Raw genomic sequence first — 15428 nt, forward strand, 5'->3', positions numbered from 1 at the left:
TCATTACTATATAAGGAGAACCTATGCTAACAGATCAAGATATTTTTAACCGCTATCAAACCAAAGAAGCGGAGTTTAAAAAACAGGCGGATATCAGCCTTATCGGTCATTCACTGTTCGATATGTGGGGTGATATGGAACAAGGTACGCCAAGTTTGGCAGGGCAAAGTGTGGCGAATTTAGGTTTATCCGGCACTAGCACCCGTCAATATTTAGATGTGATTATTAAGCCAAATCGTATTCAATATGTAGGCAAGAACGTTTTTATTTTCTTAGGTGTGAACGACATCGTGAAAGAGCCTGACTATTCCCCAAAACAAGTATTGGATTGGATTGAGGAAATTGTGGCAAGCCTAAAAGCTATTTCGCCGGATTCCCGTTATTTCTTGTTGGAGGCGACCCCGGTCAATAACATCGCTACTACCGATAATCCGCCAATTAAAGAAATGAATGCCTATTTTGAGGCAAACTGCCCATCTTATCTCACTTATGTGAAAACCTGGACGCATTTTGAAAATGAAGAAGGCAAGCTCGATCTTAATTTATGCCACGATGGCTTGCATTTTACTCAGGCGGGGTATGATCGCTTAAAAGCGATTTTGGAAGCTAATTTATAGTTTTTACTGAAAGATCAAGCGGTCAGATTTTTGCAAAATTTTACAAAATCCTGACCGCTTGTGTTCAATTATAGTATTTTAATTTATCTGATCTACAGAGATATTCTTACATTTCATAATTACTTATTCTGAGATTTTTCCATTTTCTCTCTTATTTTCTTACCTTCTTCCGAAGACCACCAAACAGGTTGAATAAGCTCTTTTTTGATATTTAATCCATTTAGCCAAGAATATTCTGATTTAAATGTTGTAATATCTTCATCGTATTTATCACGAAAGATCCCACTTTCCAAGAAACGAGTAACATCAAAATTACCGATATAAACGATCTCACCTTTTTTCACTGTAAAAGTTAATGGCTCGTTTGGTTCTTTAATTGGTGTACCTGCGGTTTGAATAAAACGATAAGAGGTGAATTTATAATTACCTTCTGGTAATGCGAATGCTCCAAAGAATTTTTTCACTTTCGCTTGGGTAGGAAGAGCAATAGGGAAATCCTTAACGACTAATCGCTCTTTCGTTTGATTAGCTTCAACAGAAAATATAACACCGGTAGATGCAAAAAGCCCTCTATCTGTTACTGATAAAAGCACTATGCCTTTTTCATTAAGATCAGGGGCTGAAAATGTTGATATACTATTTGTACAGCCTGTTAATAAAGATAAAAGAATAATAGGAAAGAGAAATAATTTTTTACACATAGTGTGAGCCCTTTAGTTAAATAAATACTTTAAAAATAAACAAGCGGTCAGATTTTTGCAAAATTTTACAAAATCCACCGCTTGTTAATCAATTACAGTGCTTCAATCTCTTGATATTGCACCTGCAATTTCTCTAATCCACTCAGATACTCTTGCATTTTTTCACGCTCTTTGGCGATAACTTGCTCCGGAGCTTTGGCAACGAAAGCTTCGTTGGAGAGTTTGCCTTCGATGCGAGCCACTTCTCCTTTGAGTTTGTCCATCTCTTTGGTTAAACGAGATAACTCAGCTTCTTTATTGATAAAGCCTGCCATTGGGATCAAGATCTCGCCATTTGCCACCAATTTCGCCACAGATAGCGGTGCGTTTTCGCCATTTTCCAGCACTTTCACGCTATCAAGTTTCGCCATTGATTTGAGCAATACTTCGTTAGCGTTTAAGATTGCCACTTCGTCCGTTGAGAAGTTACGGGCGATTAAGTCTAAGCCTTTGCTTGGGGCGATGTTGCTTTCCGCACGAATGTTACGCACCGCCACAATCACTTCTTTAATAAAGTTGATTTGGTTTTCGGCTTGTTCGTCCACGGCAGCTGGGTCAAATTGCGGGAATTTTTGCAACATAATGGTATCCGCTTCAATTCCCACAAAGCCTTTCACTTTTTGCCAGATCTCTTCGGTGATGAATGGCATTACCGGGTGGATTAAACGCAGTAATTTTTCCAACACATTCACCAGTGTGCGACTTGCTCCACGGCGTTGTGCATCTGTGCCTTTGAAGAAGATCGGTTTGGTCAGCTCCAAGTACCAGTCGCAGAACTGATCCCAAGTGAATTCGTAGATCGCATTCGCCACTAAGTCGAAACGGTATTGGCTTAATGCTGTGCGGAAGGTTTCCACCGTGCGGTTGAATTGGCTTTCAATCCAACGATCCGCTAGGCTAAATTCTACATCACCTTCACTTAAATCCAGTTTGTCGTTAGTTAGCACATAACGGCTTGCATTCCACAGTTTGTTGCAGAAGTTGCGATAGCCTTCTAGGCGTTTCATATCCCAGTTGATGTCTCGACCGTTGCTTGCCAAGGCGGTGAGCGTGAAACGCAGGGCGTCCGTACCGTGTGCCACAATGCCTTCGCTGAACTCTTTGCGGGTTGCTTTGGCGATTTTCTCAGCCAGTTGTGGCTGCATCATATTGCCGGTGCGTTTTTCGAGTAAATCATCAAGGCTGATACCGTCAATCATATCAATCGGGTCAAGCACGTTACCTTTCGATTTGGACATTTTTTGCCCTTGCTCGTCACGGATTAAGCCCGTCACATACACGGTTTTGAACGGCACTTGCGGTTTGCCGTTTTCATCTTTAATGAAGTGCATCGTGAACATAATCATACGAGCCACCCAGAAGAAGATGATGTCAAAACCCGTGATTAACACATCGGTCGGGTGGAACATTTTCAGTTCTTTGGTCTGTTCCGGCCAGCCTAACGTTGAGAACGTCCATAAGCCTGATGAGAACCAAGTATCTAGCACGTCTTCGTCTTGTTTTAACACCACGTCTGAATTTAAGCTGTATTTTGACCGCACTTCCGCTTCATCTCGTGCAACATACACGTTGCCTTGCTCGTCATACCACGCAGGAATGCGGTGTCCCCACCAAAGTTGGCGAGAGATACACCAGTCTTGAATATCACGCATCCAAGAGAAGTAGAGATTTTCGTACTGTTTCGGCACGAATTGGATTTCACCGTCTTCCACCGCTTTGGTCGCCACTTCCGCCAAAGGCTTAACAGAAACGTACCATTGGTCGGTTAGCATTGGCTCAATCGGCACGCCGCCACGGTCGCCATAAGGCACTTTTAAGTCGTGTGGTTTGATTTGATCTAATAAGCCCAACGCTTCAAAATCTGCCACGATTTTCTTACGAGCCACAAAACGCTCTAAGCCTTGATAGTCAGCTGGAATTGGGGCGGCATAGCCTGCAAGCGGTTTGCCATCTGTGCCGATGATTTCCGCTTCCGCACGAATATCGGCATTGAGCGTCATCACATTCACCATCGGCAAGCCGTGACGTTTGCCCACTTCGTAGTCGTTGAAATCGTGTGCAGGGGTAATTTTCACCACGCCCGTACCGAACTCACGATCCACATATTCATCGGCAATAATTGGAATTTCACGGTTGGCAAGCGGTAGAATGACGGTTTTACCAATTAGCGATTGATAACGCTCATCTTCCGGGTGAACCGCAACCGCCGTATCGCCCAACATTGTTTCAGGGCGGGTGGTTGCCACCACTAAATAATCCAAACCATCAGCCGTTTTCGCACCGTTCGCAAGCGGATAACGGAAGTGCCAGAGCGAGCCTTTGCTCTCTTTGTTTTCCACTTCAAGGTCAGAAATGGCAGTGTGCAGTTTCGGATCCCAGTTTACCAAGCGTTTTCCACGGTAAATCAAGCCTTCTTCGTGTAAGCGAACGAATACCTCTTTCACCGCATTAGACAAGCCCTCGTCCATCGTAAAACGCTCACGATCCCAGTCAATCGAGTTGCCCAAGCGACGCATTTGCTGGCTGATTGTACCGCCCGAATAGGCTTTCCAATCCCAGATTTTGTTGATAAACGCCTCACGACCATAATCGTGGCGGGTTTTGCCTTCTTCGGCTGCGATTTTACGCTCCACCACCATTTGGGTCGCGATCCCTGCGTGGTCAGTCCCCGCCTGCCAAAGGGTGTTGTTGCCCTCCATACGGTTGAAACGGATTAAGGTATCCATCAACGTCTGTTGGAACGCGTGCCCCATATGCAACGAGCCCGTCACATTCGGCGGCGGAATGGCGATACAGTAGCTTGGTGCATTAATATCTTCGCTCGGTTTGAAATAGCCTTGCGATTCCCAGTGTTGGTAGAGTGCTTGCTCTACGGCGGAAGGGTTAAAACGGTCTTCCATTGTGAATTGTTTTGTCATTGGTTTTTCTCTTTTAAATCAAATATATTCAGATGAAATTTTTTGAATAAATGGTCTAAGCGATTCTTCAAATTTTTTCATATTTTCATAATGCCATCTTATAGCAATATCCCACTCATCTTTATTATCTCTATCAAATTGTGTACCAAATGATACTCTAGAGGCTTTTCTATCATCTAACCTTTCCCAATTTAGAGGAGTTCCAAAATTTGAATTTATTTCTGTGTGAAATGCATATAGAGCATCAAATAACTTTTTGTTAGTCTCTTTATCTTGATCATTTATATATAATTCAACTCGAATTGAGTTCTTTAGTAAAATAAAATTATATCTCAGATTTGAAATTACACCGCTACTTGTACCGATCCAAGAACTAGAGGAAAAATTTCTATTTTTAAATAATTGGAAATTTTTAGATTTACAATATGCTAGAAGCTCTACCCAATATTCTGATTGGAGATTTTCATTTTCTAGCCTGTTTTTGCTAATTTTCCTTTCTTCAATTTCTTTATCTCTTAATCCTATGAGATACTCACCAGTTTCAGGAAGAGGGATAATTTTATCTACATCTACTAATATTTTATCTCCTAGCCTATATGGAATAACCTTTATACATTGTATATCTATACCATTTCCTCTAAGCCATAGTACCGTACTTGTAACTTCTGGTTGAAATTCTTTAGATACTAAAATAACTCTCTGTCTATAACCAATATTGAGATCTATTTGTTCAAAATCTTTATCTAAGAACCGACTAATTTCATCAGTGGCATCAGTTCCTTGTTCTTTTTTATTTAAATATTCTTGATAAATATTAATTATTTTATTCTTACTTAAATTAGCAACATAGGAGGCATACTTTATCGCTTGCCAGACCACATCTTTACCACTATCATCCAATTTATTCTCAATTAGAACTAAATTTCCAGATTTATCAATGGCTAATAAGTCTAAGCGTTCCTTAGTTTTATCGAATCCACTAAATTCTTTTTGGATTATAAGTAAATCTTCTCCTAATATTTGAGGCGATTTATCAATCCACTCTTGTAAATCGTATCTTTCCTTTAAATTATGTTCTGAGAATGATGTTTGTGGGATTTTCTCTAATTCTTTTTGAGTTTGATTTAGAATGTACATATTGTTTTAATAGAAGAAGTTTATTTAAATATAATCACTTGTGACCCCGATGGCGCTCGTCTCTGACGAGTGCCTATTTATTTAAGCACCCGTCAGAGACGGGCGCTATCGTTGGTATTTTACAAGCGATCTGTTTTGAGAAGTTTTTTGCAAAATTTTTCTTAAATTTAACCGCTTGTCACCCCACACGAGCCGTGTGGGGTTAAGTATAGCCGAGCCACGCTGTGGCTCTTTATTCTTTTCTAAATTTCAGCTCCGAAGGAGCTGGGATTATCTAGCCTAGCTCGGCTCGTGCTAGGTAATTTCAAACCCTAATTTCACCAATTCATCACAAAGCAGATTACACCAATTCGGTATTTTGTCTGAAATTTTTATTACTTTCTTATCCGCAATTTGGAAAATCAAATTTGGCTTTGTTTTTGAGTTATCATAAACCAGCGTTTCATCATTGATAAAAATTGCATCAATTAAATTTTCACGGCTGATGTGGTAACGTTTTCTAATGGTTTCTTCGTTAATAAAATGTCCGCCGGCTTTGACTCTTGCTTTTACCCGTTCAATGTTAATATCAGGGTCATCAACACCGATATAATTTAGTCGAGTTCTGAAATTTCCAACCTTAGCATTTTCCATTCGTTTTAGAATAGATTTTCCCGAAAGCGTTGATTCCATTGAGAATGCAATTTGATTTTTTACCGCAAACTGAAATAGCTCGATTGCTTTTCTGCCTGCTTCAATATCGGCTAGTCTTGGATTAGTCGGGTTAATCTGCATTGCAATGTTATCGGAATCAATCACAATTTCGACTTTATCTTGATTGAAAGATCGCAAAGTAGATTTACCGGCTCCGTTTGTGCCACAGTAAAAAATCGCTAGGCTATTGAGCATATTTGATCACTTTCTCTGTGCCGTCTGGATAATGTTGAATCAAATCCCCATTTTCTCGGCGGTAAGTTAGCACTTCGTGCTTTTTCTTTTCTTCAAACCACGCAGTAAAAAGAATATCCAGCTCACGTTGTTTTTTGAGTAATTCTTCACGGCTTGTCATTTTATTCCTCCCAAACCATATCCAAATGCGGTATCCCATCTTCCAAATACACGCCCGACACCGCTTTGAACCCAAAACTTTCATAAAACCCTTGCAAATAACTTTGGGCTTGGGCGTGGATAGGTTGCGTGGGGAAATGCTCACAGCAATAATCCAGTGCTTTTTGTATTAATTCCCTTGCCAAGCCTGAACCACGAGCCTCTTTTACCACTAACACTCTGCCGATATGTACGCTATCATCACTTGGAATTAGACGGCAGTAAGCGGTCAGATTTTTTGCATTTTTTGCAAAGAAATGCACCGCTTGTAGGTCTTTGTCGTCCACTTCTTGGTAAGGGCAATTTTGCTCAACCACAAACACGGCGGTGCGGAGTTTGTAGATTTCAAATAGCTCTTGGGTGGAAAGTTGCCCAAAAGTCTTGGCTTGCCAATTTATTGTGTTTAGCATTGCACGGTTTCCAGCTGCCAACCTAATTGGCGATATTGTTTATAGCGTTCGCGTGCTTGTGCTTTGGCAGTTTCTTCCACCGGCACAAAGTCAATAATATGATTGAAACTGTTAATAAAATCGGGTAATTCTGTTTGTAATGAAATTAGTAAATCCCGATGTTGTGCGTTGCGTTTACCTTTCCACGAAATTTCAATCGGCGTTGGGTAAGTAGTAATTTCGCCCGATAAATTATGTGGTACGAAAGAATCAGGATCTCTTGCCCAAAGTGCTTCATCAATATTGAAGGCTTGTTGTTCTGTTTCACAGGCAATAAGCACTCGTTTACCTAATCGCCACGCTTGAGCGGCAAGTTCACAAGCCTGAGCTTCAGCGGCTGAAATATCGGCTGAATCGGTTTGGCTTAGAAGATAAAATTGCACTTGTTTCACAGCATATTCCTAAACAATATATTGATGTACTTAAACGGTAGATTTTAGCTGAAAATCAGGCAAATATAAAATCTAAGCGGCATTTTTTGCAAAAAATATGCGAAAAAGCACCGCTTGTGGCGTTTTTCAGGAGGTTTGAGGTTGAACTAATTCACTTTTACTTGTTCTAATAGCTGGAATGCACTATTTCCAACGGTGGAAATTGTGTAAAATGAAACCCCAGTCTTATTATGAGGAACTTACTATGGGCTTATTTGATTTCGTAGGCGACATTGGTCGTAAATTATTTAACAAAGAAGAAGATGCTTCAAAAGCCGTTACTGAACATTTGAGCCAAGATAATCCGGGCGTTGAAAATGTGAATGTAACCGTTGAAAATGGTGTAGCGAAAATTTCCGGTATTGCTTCAAGTGCAGCCGCTGTTGAGAAAGCGGTGTTGATGGCAGGTAACGTAGCCGGTATTACTAACGTGAATATTGATGCCTTACAACTTGCAAGAGAAGAACAGTTAGCCGGCGATGATGAGTTTTACGTTATCCAAAAAGGCGATACTTTATGGGAAATCGCAACGAAAGCATACGGCAACGGTGCAAAATATAAAGCGATTGTGGAAGCGAATAAAGAAGTGATTAAAGACGAAAATAAAATCTTCCCAGGTCAAAAAATCCGAATTCCAAAAGGTTTATAATTAAGAAGAGCTAAACTTGTGAAAGTTTAGCTCTTTTTATATAAGAGTAGTTGATAAAAAAGCTCTGCATTTGCAGAGCTTTTGAGTAATTGTTATTTACTTTCTACCGCTTGTTTCACTTCTTCAGCTTTCATTTCAGTTACTTCTTTTAACTCTGCTGCTTTTTCAACTACAGCGTTTTTAGCTGCTTCTGCTTTATCTGATGTTGCTTGTGCGGCTTCTTTAGCTGCTGCTTTTAACTCTGTAGCTTTAGCTTCTGTTGCGACTTTAGCCTCCTCTGCTTTTTCAACTACTGCATTTTTTGTGGCTTCTGTTTTATCTGAAACGGTTTGTGCAGCATCTTTAGTAGCTTCTTTTAATTCTTCCATCTTTGCTTCAGCAGTTACTTTTGCTTCAGCTGCTTTCTCAACTACCGCATTTTTAGCGGCTTCGGCTTTGTCTGCCGTTGCTTGTACAGCTTCTTTGGCTGCTTCTTTTACTTCGTCAGTTTTAGCTTCAGTTACTGCTTTAACTTCTGCTGCTTTCTCAACAACAGAATTTTTAGCTTCTTCCGCTTTATTTGCTGTTGCTTGCATAGCATCTTTCGTTGCCTCTTTAACTTCTGTTGCTTTTTCAACAACTGCTTCTTTCACTTCAGTAGCTTTGTTTACTGTTGCTTGAGTTGCTTCTTTTGCTTGATCACACGCTGCAAGCGTCATTGTTGTACCTAACACTAATAAAGATAAAATTGTTTTTTTCATTCCGAGTTCCTTAAATTAAAAAAATAAACAAATACATTTTGCAATGTATTTGCTTAGGCTGATTAAATCATAAAAAGTTCATATTATAAAAAATGCCTATTAATTTTTAATCAATAGGCATTCTAGTTTAGAGTTTTTTACTCAATATTGGTTGAGCGAGGTGCAGATTGCACTTGGCTTACCGCACTAGTGTAACCACCGAAACCCTTACCGTAGAAATAATATTTAGAATTTTGCCACTGATTAATAGCAAAAGAGTCTAAGCTTTCTGTTGGTGGTGCAGCAACAGTCATTTCCGCTTTGGTATGTTCAGCACGGGAGAATGTGCCTAAGCGACCGTTAAAACTATAGTTGCTTTCATAGCTTGAAACAGGCACTTCAATAACTTGTTGAGATACTGTTTCAATGGCTGGAGCAGAAGTCGCTTTTGATTGAAATTTACCAACACGCTCATTCTTCTCTTTTACCAAATCACGCTCAGAAGGTTGAGTAACCACACTGCCAAATGGAGCAATATGTTCTTTTACTTCTGATTTTTGAATTTCCGGTTCTAATCCTTTTTCTGCTTTAGGCTTAGCGTGTTCCTCTTGTTTTTCTTTGACTAAATCACGATTAGTCGGCTGAGCAACAAATCCACCTAACGGGCTAACAGAAAGTGTTTTCTTATCAGCTGCTTTTTTCTCTGCTTCAACAGGTTGGATTTCTTGCTGTTCAAGCATTTGATCAACCGATAAGAATTGTACTTTTTCTTCCGCTTTTGCCGGAGTTGCAAATTGTACCCAAACTTTACCGCTGGCAAGTTCAGGCGAAGCAACTGCTGAGCTCAATGGCATTGCAGAAGTTGCATTACCACGCTGATTCTCACGACGACGCTGATTACCTACACGTAAATGGCGAGGCAAACGGCGTTGGCGGTTGTTATCACGGCTTTCAGAGTTGTTTTCAGCAATAGCTTCTACTGCTACAAGCGGTTGAATATTACTCGCTACGCTCGCTCCTTCGGAGCCGTTGGCTAAGCCAACGTTCAAACACAAGTGTTTGTCATCATTTTTTTGCACATTTTCAACATCATCTAGTTTAACCGCAAGAGTTTCGACTGTTGATGGTACTAAATTTTCACTTACAGCTTCTACTGCCTCAACACGCACTTTTTTGCGTAATTCACGACGTTGGCGGCGTTCTACTTGGTTTTCTCGTTGATTATTGCGACTTTCCTGTGCATCAGTTACGCCAGCTACTTCTTCAACCACCGCACGACGTTGTTTTTTCTCAGTACGAGTAGCTTTTTCTTCTTGAGACGCTACTTGATTTTGCTGTTGTTTACGCTCTTGATTTTCCGCTTTTGTATTGCGGTTCGGGCGTTCACGACGTTGGCGACGATCACGTTGATTGCGAGATTTCGGTTTCGGTTTTTCTTCCACTTTTTCTTCTGCTGCAAACCAGCCTTTAATCGTTGCCATTAAACGGCTGAATAGAGATGGTTTCGCCGGTTCAACCGGTGTTGGTGCAGGTTGAAGGTTTAGCTCGGTGCTTTGTAATACAGATTCAACGGTAATCACAGGCTCATTGCGAGTTACTAAGGCATCATCATTATGGTTATGTGAATGATGGTGTGGTTCTTCCTCGCTACGTGCCTCGTAATGTTTGGTCAAATCGTAGCTCAAGGTTGGTGTTACTTCATTTTCACGCAGGCGATACACGCTGAAATGTGGGGTTTCCATACTTTCAGACGGTACAACCACAATTTGAACCTCGTGGCGTTTTTCAATGCTTGAAATTGCTTTACGTTTTTCGTTTAATAAATAAGTTGCAATCTGCACCGGCACAATGGTGTGAACTTGAGCCGTGTTTTCTTTAATCGCCTCTTCTTCTAATAAACGTAAGATTGAAAGGGCAATAGACTCATTATCACGCACTTTACCTGTGCCTTGACAACGAGGACAGATATGCGATGAAGCTTCACTTAATGATGGACTTAAACGCTGGCGGCTCATTTCTAACAAACCGAAACGAGAGATGCGAGCAAACTGAATTCTTGCACGGTCTTGACGTGTTGCTTCACGAATGCGGTTTTCCACTTCACGTTGATGACGAACCGGGGTCATATCGATAAAGTCGATCACAATTAAACCGCCCAAATCACGTAAACGTAATTGGCGAGCAATTTCATCTGCCGCTTCTAAGTTAGTGTTAAGGGCAGTTTCTTCAATATCGCCACCGCGAGTTGAACGTGATGAGTTAATATCAATCGCTGTTAAGGCTTCTGTTACATCAATAACAATTGAGCCGCCTGACGGTAAACGTACTTCACGTTGGAATGCAGATTCAATTTGCGATTCAATTTGATAATGGCTAAATAACGGTACTTCGCCTTCGTATAAACGCACACGGTTGATGAAATCAGGGCGAACCAAACGAATGTGATTTTTCGCCTTTTCGAATACTTTTTTGTTGTCGATTAATATTTCACCAATATCACGACGTAAGTAATCACGAATGGCACGTACAATCACATCACTTTCCTGATGGATTAGGAAAGGTGCAGGGCGAGACTCTGCCGCTTTTTTAATGGCGTCCCAATGGTGCAATAGCACTTTTAAGTCCCACTGCAACTCTTCAGGTGATTTTCCCACACCGGCAGTACGTACAATCAAACCGACATCTTCAGGTACATCTAAGCAGTCTAAAGCCTCTTTTAACTCTAAACGCTCATCGCCTTCAATACGGCGGGAAATACCGCCTGCACGCGGATTGTTTGGCATTAAAACTAAGTAACTACCCGCAAGAGAAATGAAAGTGGTTAAGGCTGCACCTTTATTACCACGTTCTTCTTTGCTGACTTGAACGATAACTTCTTGTCCTTCTTGGATAATATCTTTGATATTTGGACGACCGTTAAACACATAGTCTGACGGGAAGTATTCACGGGAAATTTCTTTTAAAGGTAGGAAACCGTGGCGTTCTGCACCGTAATCAACGAATGCTGCTTCAAGGCTTGGTTCAACACGGGTAATTTTACCCTTGTAGATATTAGATTTTTTCTGTTCGTGCCCCGGACTTTCAATATCTAGGTCGAATAAACGCTGCCCATCAACAAGGGCAACACGCAACTCTTCTTTTTGAGTTGCATTGATTAACATTCTTTTCATTGTGTTTTCTCATTATTGTTCATTTTACACGGGCTGTTTGCCCCATTATTCAGGAATGTTTTTATGTCTATCTCACGACTGTCTTAATTCCTAATAAAAGTGTTGATAGTTGTCTTATGTTTACTTTTTCTTGTCTCAAAGAAACTGCAAAATCAATCACTTATGGCTTGCTGAAGATTTTTGCAAGCGGTTATTTTTTGCCAAATTTTTGCAAATTTTCCGTTGCTTTTTACAGGCAAAAATAACAAGGTATTATCGCATTTTACCCCTTTTAAAAGCAAGGTAATTGTAGCCGTTGTTGCGAATTAATTTTATTGAATTTTGTTGTTGAATATAAAAAACACAAGCGGTTAAATTTACAAATTTTTTTGCAAATTTAACCGCTTGTGGGTTATTAAGAAGGGCGAGGGTAAAGTCGGCGAGTGTGAATAATTGTAATAATAAAAATATCTTCTTCAACAATCTCATACACTATTCGATAATTTCGTACAAAAGTTTCTCGTGTGCCGTCATTACGAGTAATGCCAATTGTAGGCATAAATTCAAGCAACTTTAATTTCTTAAAGATATCAGTGTGGAGCTTAATACCACTTTGCTCATAGCCTGTAAATTCAACCACATTATCAATGATTTCATCAATATCATTTTCAGCTTGTGTGGTTAAAATAAGATTAGCCATAAATCACATCTCTGTTTCGGCTTAATTCCATCTCTCTAATTTTACGTTCTAGCTTCTCTTTGGCACGCTGTTTAGCGACTTCAAGCGGAACTCCCTGTCCTGCTCGAGCTTGTTCCCTACCAATACGGATTTTTTCAGCTAAAAACTCATCATATCCTTTTTCTTTTAACATAACTTGCTCCTATTAAAACGGACAATTTTAGAACATTGTCCGCCTTTCATTCTAGTTTGTCAAATTAGTCGCTTGTTAGTTAGATGCCGAGTTGTTCCCAAATCTCATCAACACGTTTTACCACACTTTCATCTTTTTCGATAGGTGTTCCCCATTCACGGGTGGTTTCGCCAGCCCATTTGTTGGTAGCATCAATCCCCATTTTTGAGCCTAAGCCGGCAATTGGCGAGGCAAAATCAAGATAATCAATCGGGGTGTTTTCAATTAATGTAGTATCTCGTGCCGGATCGCAACGGGTGGTGATCGCCCAAATCACATCTTTCCAATCTCGAGCGTTCACATCATCATCACACACAATTACAAATTTGGTGTACATAAATTGGCGTAAGAATGACCAAACGCCCATCATTACCCGTTTAGCGTGCCCTGCGTATTGCTTTTTCATCGTAACGACTGCTAAACGATAGGAGCAGCCTTCCGGTGGCAGATAGAAATCGACAATTTCAGGGAATTGCTTCTGTAAAATTGGAATAAAGACTTCATTTAACGCTTCGCCTAACACCGCCGGCTCATCAGGTGGTCTGCCTGTGTAGGTACTATGATAAATCGCATCTTTTCGCATTGTGATATGGGTAACGGTAAACACGGGGAAGTATTCTTGTTCGTTGTAGTAACCCGTGTGGTCGCCGTAAGGACCTTCTAATGCGGTTTCCTCTAAATCAATGTAGCCTTCAAGTACAATTTCTGCACTTGCCGGCACTTCTAAATCATTTGAAATCGATTTTACCACTTCCGTTTTATTACCACGTAAAAGCCCGGCGAATGCGTATTCCGAGAGTGTATCGGGAATTGGCGTAACGGCGGCTAAAATCGTTGCCGGATCTGCCCCAATGGCAACTGAAACAGGGAATGGTTTATCGGGGTTTTCGGCTTTCCACTCTTGGAAATCTAACGCCCCGCCACGATGCGAGAGCCAACGCATAATGAGCTTGTTTTTGCCGATTAATTGTTGGCGATAAATCCCTAGATTTTGGCGTTTTTTGTACGGACCTTGCGTAATCGTCAGCCCCCAAGTAACGAGTGGGGCTATATCGCCTTTCCAGCAGTGCATAATAGGCAACTTAGTGAGATCGACCTCATCGCCCGAAATAACCACTTGCTGGCATTCTGCTCGACTTAACACTTTCGGCGGCATATTGAGAATTTGCTTCCATTGCGGCAGCTGCCCGATTAAATCCTTGAAACCTTTTGGCGGCTCAGGCTCTTTTAAAAAGGCGAGCAGTTTACCTAGTTCACGCAGGGCTTTGGTATCTTCTTGCCCCATTCCCATCGCCACTCGTTTTGGTGTGCCGAATAAATTGCATAGTACAGGAATTTGGCTACCCTTAGGGTTTTCAAACAACAATGCCGGTCCACCTTTTCTTAAGGTTCTATCGGCAATTTCCGTCATTTCTAAATAAGGGTCGATTTCTTGTTTAATACGAACTAACTCACCTTGTGCTTCAAGTAAATCAAGAAATTCTCGTAAATTTTTATATTTCATAGCGGTCATATTTTTGAAGTTTTTTGCAAGTATATAGAAAAATGCGGATGAAAAATACCCATAAAAAATTTATAGAAATTTTATTTGGTTTTGCTAGAATACGTTGATTTCAAATTTATAAAAGGAGATTTTATGTTTAAGAAAACATTGATTGGCTTAGCAGTTTTAGGGGCGGGAGTTGCTCAAGCGGATGTATTAACCAGCATCAAACCGTTGGGCTTTATCGCCAATGCGATTACTGATGGCGTTACTGAAACCAAAGTATTATTACCGGTAACCGCTTCTCCGCACGATTACAGCTTGAAACCGTCAGATGTATCGCAGTTACAATCTGCTCAATTAGTGGTTTGGGTGGGCGATGGTTTAGAAAGTTTCCTCGAAAAAAGCATCGAAAAACTGCCGAAAGAGAAGGTATTAACCCTTGAGAATGTCGAAGCGATTGAAGAGTTGGTGGAAAAAGCGAGCGATAAAAAAGAAGATGCTCACGACCACGATCACAAGCATTCACACGATCATAAACACGAACATAAAGGGCATAGCCACAAGCACGATGATCATCACGGTCATAGCCACGATGAAGACTGGCATATTTGGTTATCAAGTGAAGCGAGTGAGTTAGCGGCGGAACAAATTGCTGCACGCTTAAGTGAACAATTACCGGAACAAAAAGCCAAAATTGCAGAAAATCTTGCAAAATTCAAAGCAAATTTAACCGCTAAAAAAGCAGAAATTGCGAAGCAATTAGAGCTGGTGAAAGCCAAAGGCTATTACACTTTCCACGATGCTTACGGTTATTTTGAAAGAGAGTATGGTTTAAATTCATTAGGTTCATTTACCATTAACCCAACGGTTGCACCGGGTGCGAAAACACTTGCCGCAATCAAGAAAAATATTGCTAAAAACAAAGCACAATGTTTATTTGCTGAGCCACAATTTACCCCGAAAGTAATTGAGACTTTAGCTAAAGAAACGAACGTAAATGTAGGGCAATTAGACCCACTAGGTGCGAAAGTTCAACTCAGTGCAACTGCTTATCCTGAGTTTTTACAGGCACTAGCTAACGAATTTAGCCAATGTTTATCAAAGTAAGATAAAAAATAACCCCATTTAAGTGAATT

Annotated in this window: 15 protein-coding genes; 3 read left to right on the forward strand and 12 right to left on the reverse strand. The window is 40.6% G+C overall.

The window, feature by feature from the left end:
* Positions 1-23 precede the first annotated feature (23 nt).
* Positions 24-617, forward strand: coding sequence for an SGNH/GDSL hydrolase family protein (locus V6W77_RS00515; protein WP_025235312.1), 594 nt, complete (start codon positions 24-26; stop codon positions 615-617).
* A gap of 119 nt (positions 618-736) precedes the next feature.
* On the opposite strand, the gene V6W77_RS00520 is transcribed toward V6W77_RS00515, so the two are convergent.
* From V6W77_RS00520 to V6W77_RS00550, 7 genes are all read right to left on the reverse strand, one after another.
* Complete coding sequence (locus tag V6W77_RS00520; RefSeq protein WP_334253476.1) at positions 737-1318, reverse strand: hypothetical protein; 582 nt, start codon at positions 1316-1318, stop codon at positions 737-739.
* Between the two features lie 92 nt (positions 1319-1410).
* Positions 1411-4275 carry a valine--tRNA ligase gene (locus V6W77_RS00525; RefSeq protein ID WP_334253477.1) on the reverse strand — a complete coding sequence of 955 codons (2865 nt, stop codon included), beginning with the start codon at positions 4273-4275 and terminating at the stop codon, positions 1411-1413.
* An 18-nt stretch (positions 4276-4293) separates the two neighbouring features.
* Complete coding sequence (locus V6W77_RS00530; protein WP_334236401.1) at positions 4294-5412, reverse strand: DUF4268 domain-containing protein; 1119 nt, start codon at positions 5410-5412, stop codon at positions 4294-4296.
* A 294-nt stretch (positions 5413-5706) separates the two neighbouring features.
* Positions 5707-6300 carry an ATPase gene (locus tag V6W77_RS00535; protein ID WP_334253478.1) on the reverse strand — a complete coding sequence of 198 codons (594 nt, stop codon included), beginning with the start codon at positions 6298-6300 and terminating at the stop codon, positions 5707-5709.
* Positions 6290-6460, reverse strand: a complete 171-nt coding sequence (locus V6W77_RS00540; RefSeq protein WP_167325175.1) for a hypothetical protein — start codon at positions 6458-6460, stop codon at positions 6290-6292. Before V6W77_RS00540 ends, V6W77_RS00535 begins: the two co-directional genes overlap by 11 nt.
* A 1-nt stretch (position 6461) precedes the next feature.
* Positions 6462-6908 carry a GNAT family N-acetyltransferase gene (locus tag V6W77_RS00545; protein WP_334253479.1) on the reverse strand — a complete coding sequence of 149 codons (447 nt, stop codon included), beginning with the start codon at positions 6906-6908 and terminating at the stop codon, positions 6462-6464.
* A complete protein-coding gene (locus V6W77_RS00550; RefSeq protein WP_334228787.1) occupies positions 6902-7339 on the reverse strand; it encodes a DNA polymerase III subunit chi in 438 nt (145 codons plus the stop codon). The genes V6W77_RS00545 and V6W77_RS00550 overlap by 7 nt, the downstream gene beginning before the upstream one ends.
* Before the next feature lie 244 nt (positions 7340-7583).
* On the opposite strand from V6W77_RS00550, the gene lysM reads away from it, so the two are divergent.
* Positions 7584-8027 carry a peptidoglycan-binding protein LysM gene (gene lysM, locus V6W77_RS00555; RefSeq protein ID WP_283386378.1) on the forward strand — a complete coding sequence of 148 codons (444 nt, stop codon included), beginning with the start codon at positions 7584-7586 and terminating at the stop codon, positions 8025-8027.
* Positions 8028-8119: 92 nt separating this feature from the next.
* Here the strand turns inward: lysM and V6W77_RS00560 are convergent, their stop codons facing one another.
* From V6W77_RS00560 to ubiD, 5 genes are all read right to left on the reverse strand, one after another.
* Positions 8120-8767, reverse strand: coding sequence for a hypothetical protein (locus tag V6W77_RS00560; RefSeq protein ID WP_334253480.1), 648 nt, complete (start codon positions 8765-8767; stop codon positions 8120-8122).
* A 137-nt stretch (positions 8768-8904) separates the two neighbouring features.
* Positions 8905-11916: a ribonuclease E gene (gene rne, locus V6W77_RS00565; RefSeq protein WP_334253481.1), complete on the reverse strand. Its 3012-nt coding sequence runs from the start codon at positions 11914-11916 to the stop codon at positions 8905-8907.
* A 394-nt stretch (positions 11917-12310) separates the two neighbouring features.
* Positions 12311-12595: a type II toxin-antitoxin system RelE/ParE family toxin gene (locus V6W77_RS00570; protein WP_334236396.1), complete on the reverse strand. Its 285-nt coding sequence runs from the start codon at positions 12593-12595 to the stop codon at positions 12311-12313.
* Entirely contained in the window at positions 12588-12767 is a 180-nt protein-coding gene (locus tag V6W77_RS00575; protein ID WP_334253482.1) for a hypothetical protein, read from the reverse strand. Before V6W77_RS00575 ends, V6W77_RS00570 begins: the two co-directional genes overlap by 8 nt.
* Positions 12768-12846: 79 nt before the next feature.
* Positions 12847-14310 carry a 4-hydroxy-3-polyprenylbenzoate decarboxylase gene (ubiD, locus tag V6W77_RS00580; protein ID WP_334253483.1) on the reverse strand — a complete coding sequence of 488 codons (1464 nt, stop codon included), beginning with the start codon at positions 14308-14310 and terminating at the stop codon, positions 12847-12849.
* Between the two features lie 132 nt (positions 14311-14442).
* On the opposite strand from ubiD, the gene znuA reads away from it, so the two are divergent.
* Complete coding sequence (znuA, locus tag V6W77_RS00585) at positions 14443-15399, forward strand: zinc ABC transporter substrate-binding protein ZnuA (RefSeq protein WP_334253484.1); 957 nt, start codon at positions 14443-14445, stop codon at positions 15397-15399.
* The last annotated feature ends 29 nt before the right edge of the window (positions 15400-15428 follow it).

Source organism: Mannheimia indoligenes (genome assembly GCF_036880405.1).
Taxonomy (GTDB): Bacteria; Pseudomonadota; Gammaproteobacteria; order Enterobacterales; family Pasteurellaceae; genus Mannheimia; species Mannheimia indoligenes.

What these genes read in the sequence shown, in the direction of transcription:
- V6W77_RS00515 (WP_025235312.1), top strand. Translation starts at nt 24, where the DNA reads ATGCTAACAGATCAAGATATTTTTAACCGCTATCAAACCAAAGAAGCG.
- V6W77_RS00520 (WP_334253476.1), bottom strand. Translation starts at nt 1,318, where the DNA reads ATGTGTAAAAAATTATTTCTCTTTCCTATTATTCTTTTATCTTTATTA.
- V6W77_RS00525 (WP_334253477.1), bottom strand. Translation starts at nt 4,275, where the DNA reads ATGACAAAACAATTCACAATGGAAGACCGTTTTAACCCTTCCGCCGTA.
- V6W77_RS00530 (WP_334236401.1), bottom strand. Translation starts at nt 5,412, where the DNA reads ATGTACATTCTAAATCAAACTCAAAAAGAATTAGAGAAAATCCCACAA.
- V6W77_RS00535 (WP_334253478.1), bottom strand. Translation starts at nt 6,300, where the DNA reads ATGCTCAATAGCCTAGCGATTTTTTACTGTGGCACAAACGGAGCCGGT.
- V6W77_RS00540 (WP_167325175.1), bottom strand. Translation starts at nt 6,460, where the DNA reads ATGACAAGCCGTGAAGAATTACTCAAAAAACAACGTGAGCTGGATATT.
- V6W77_RS00545 (WP_334253479.1), bottom strand. Translation starts at nt 6,908, where the DNA reads ATGCTAAACACAATAAATTGGCAAGCCAAGACTTTTGGGCAACTTTCC.
- lysM (WP_283386378.1), top strand. Translation starts at nt 7,584, where the DNA reads ATGGGCTTATTTGATTTCGTAGGCGACATTGGTCGTAAATTATTTAAC.
- V6W77_RS00560 (WP_334253480.1), bottom strand. Translation starts at nt 8,767, where the DNA reads ATGAAAAAAACAATTTTATCTTTATTAGTGTTAGGTACAACAATGACG.
- rne (WP_334253481.1), bottom strand. Translation starts at nt 11,916, where the DNA reads ATGAAAAGAATGTTAATCAATGCAACTCAAAAAGAAGAGTTGCGTGTT.
- V6W77_RS00570 (WP_334236396.1), bottom strand. Translation starts at nt 12,595, where the DNA reads ATGGCTAATCTTATTTTAACCACACAAGCTGAAAATGATATTGATGAA.
- V6W77_RS00575 (WP_334253482.1), bottom strand. Translation starts at nt 12,767, where the DNA reads ATGTTAAAAGAAAAAGGATATGATGAGTTTTTAGCTGAAAAAATCCGT.
- ubiD (WP_334253483.1), bottom strand. Translation starts at nt 14,310, where the DNA reads ATGAAATATAAAAATTTACGAGAATTTCTTGATTTACTTGAAGCACAA.
- znuA (WP_334253484.1), top strand. Translation starts at nt 14,443, where the DNA reads ATGTTTAAGAAAACATTGATTGGCTTAGCAGTTTTAGGGGCGGGAGTT.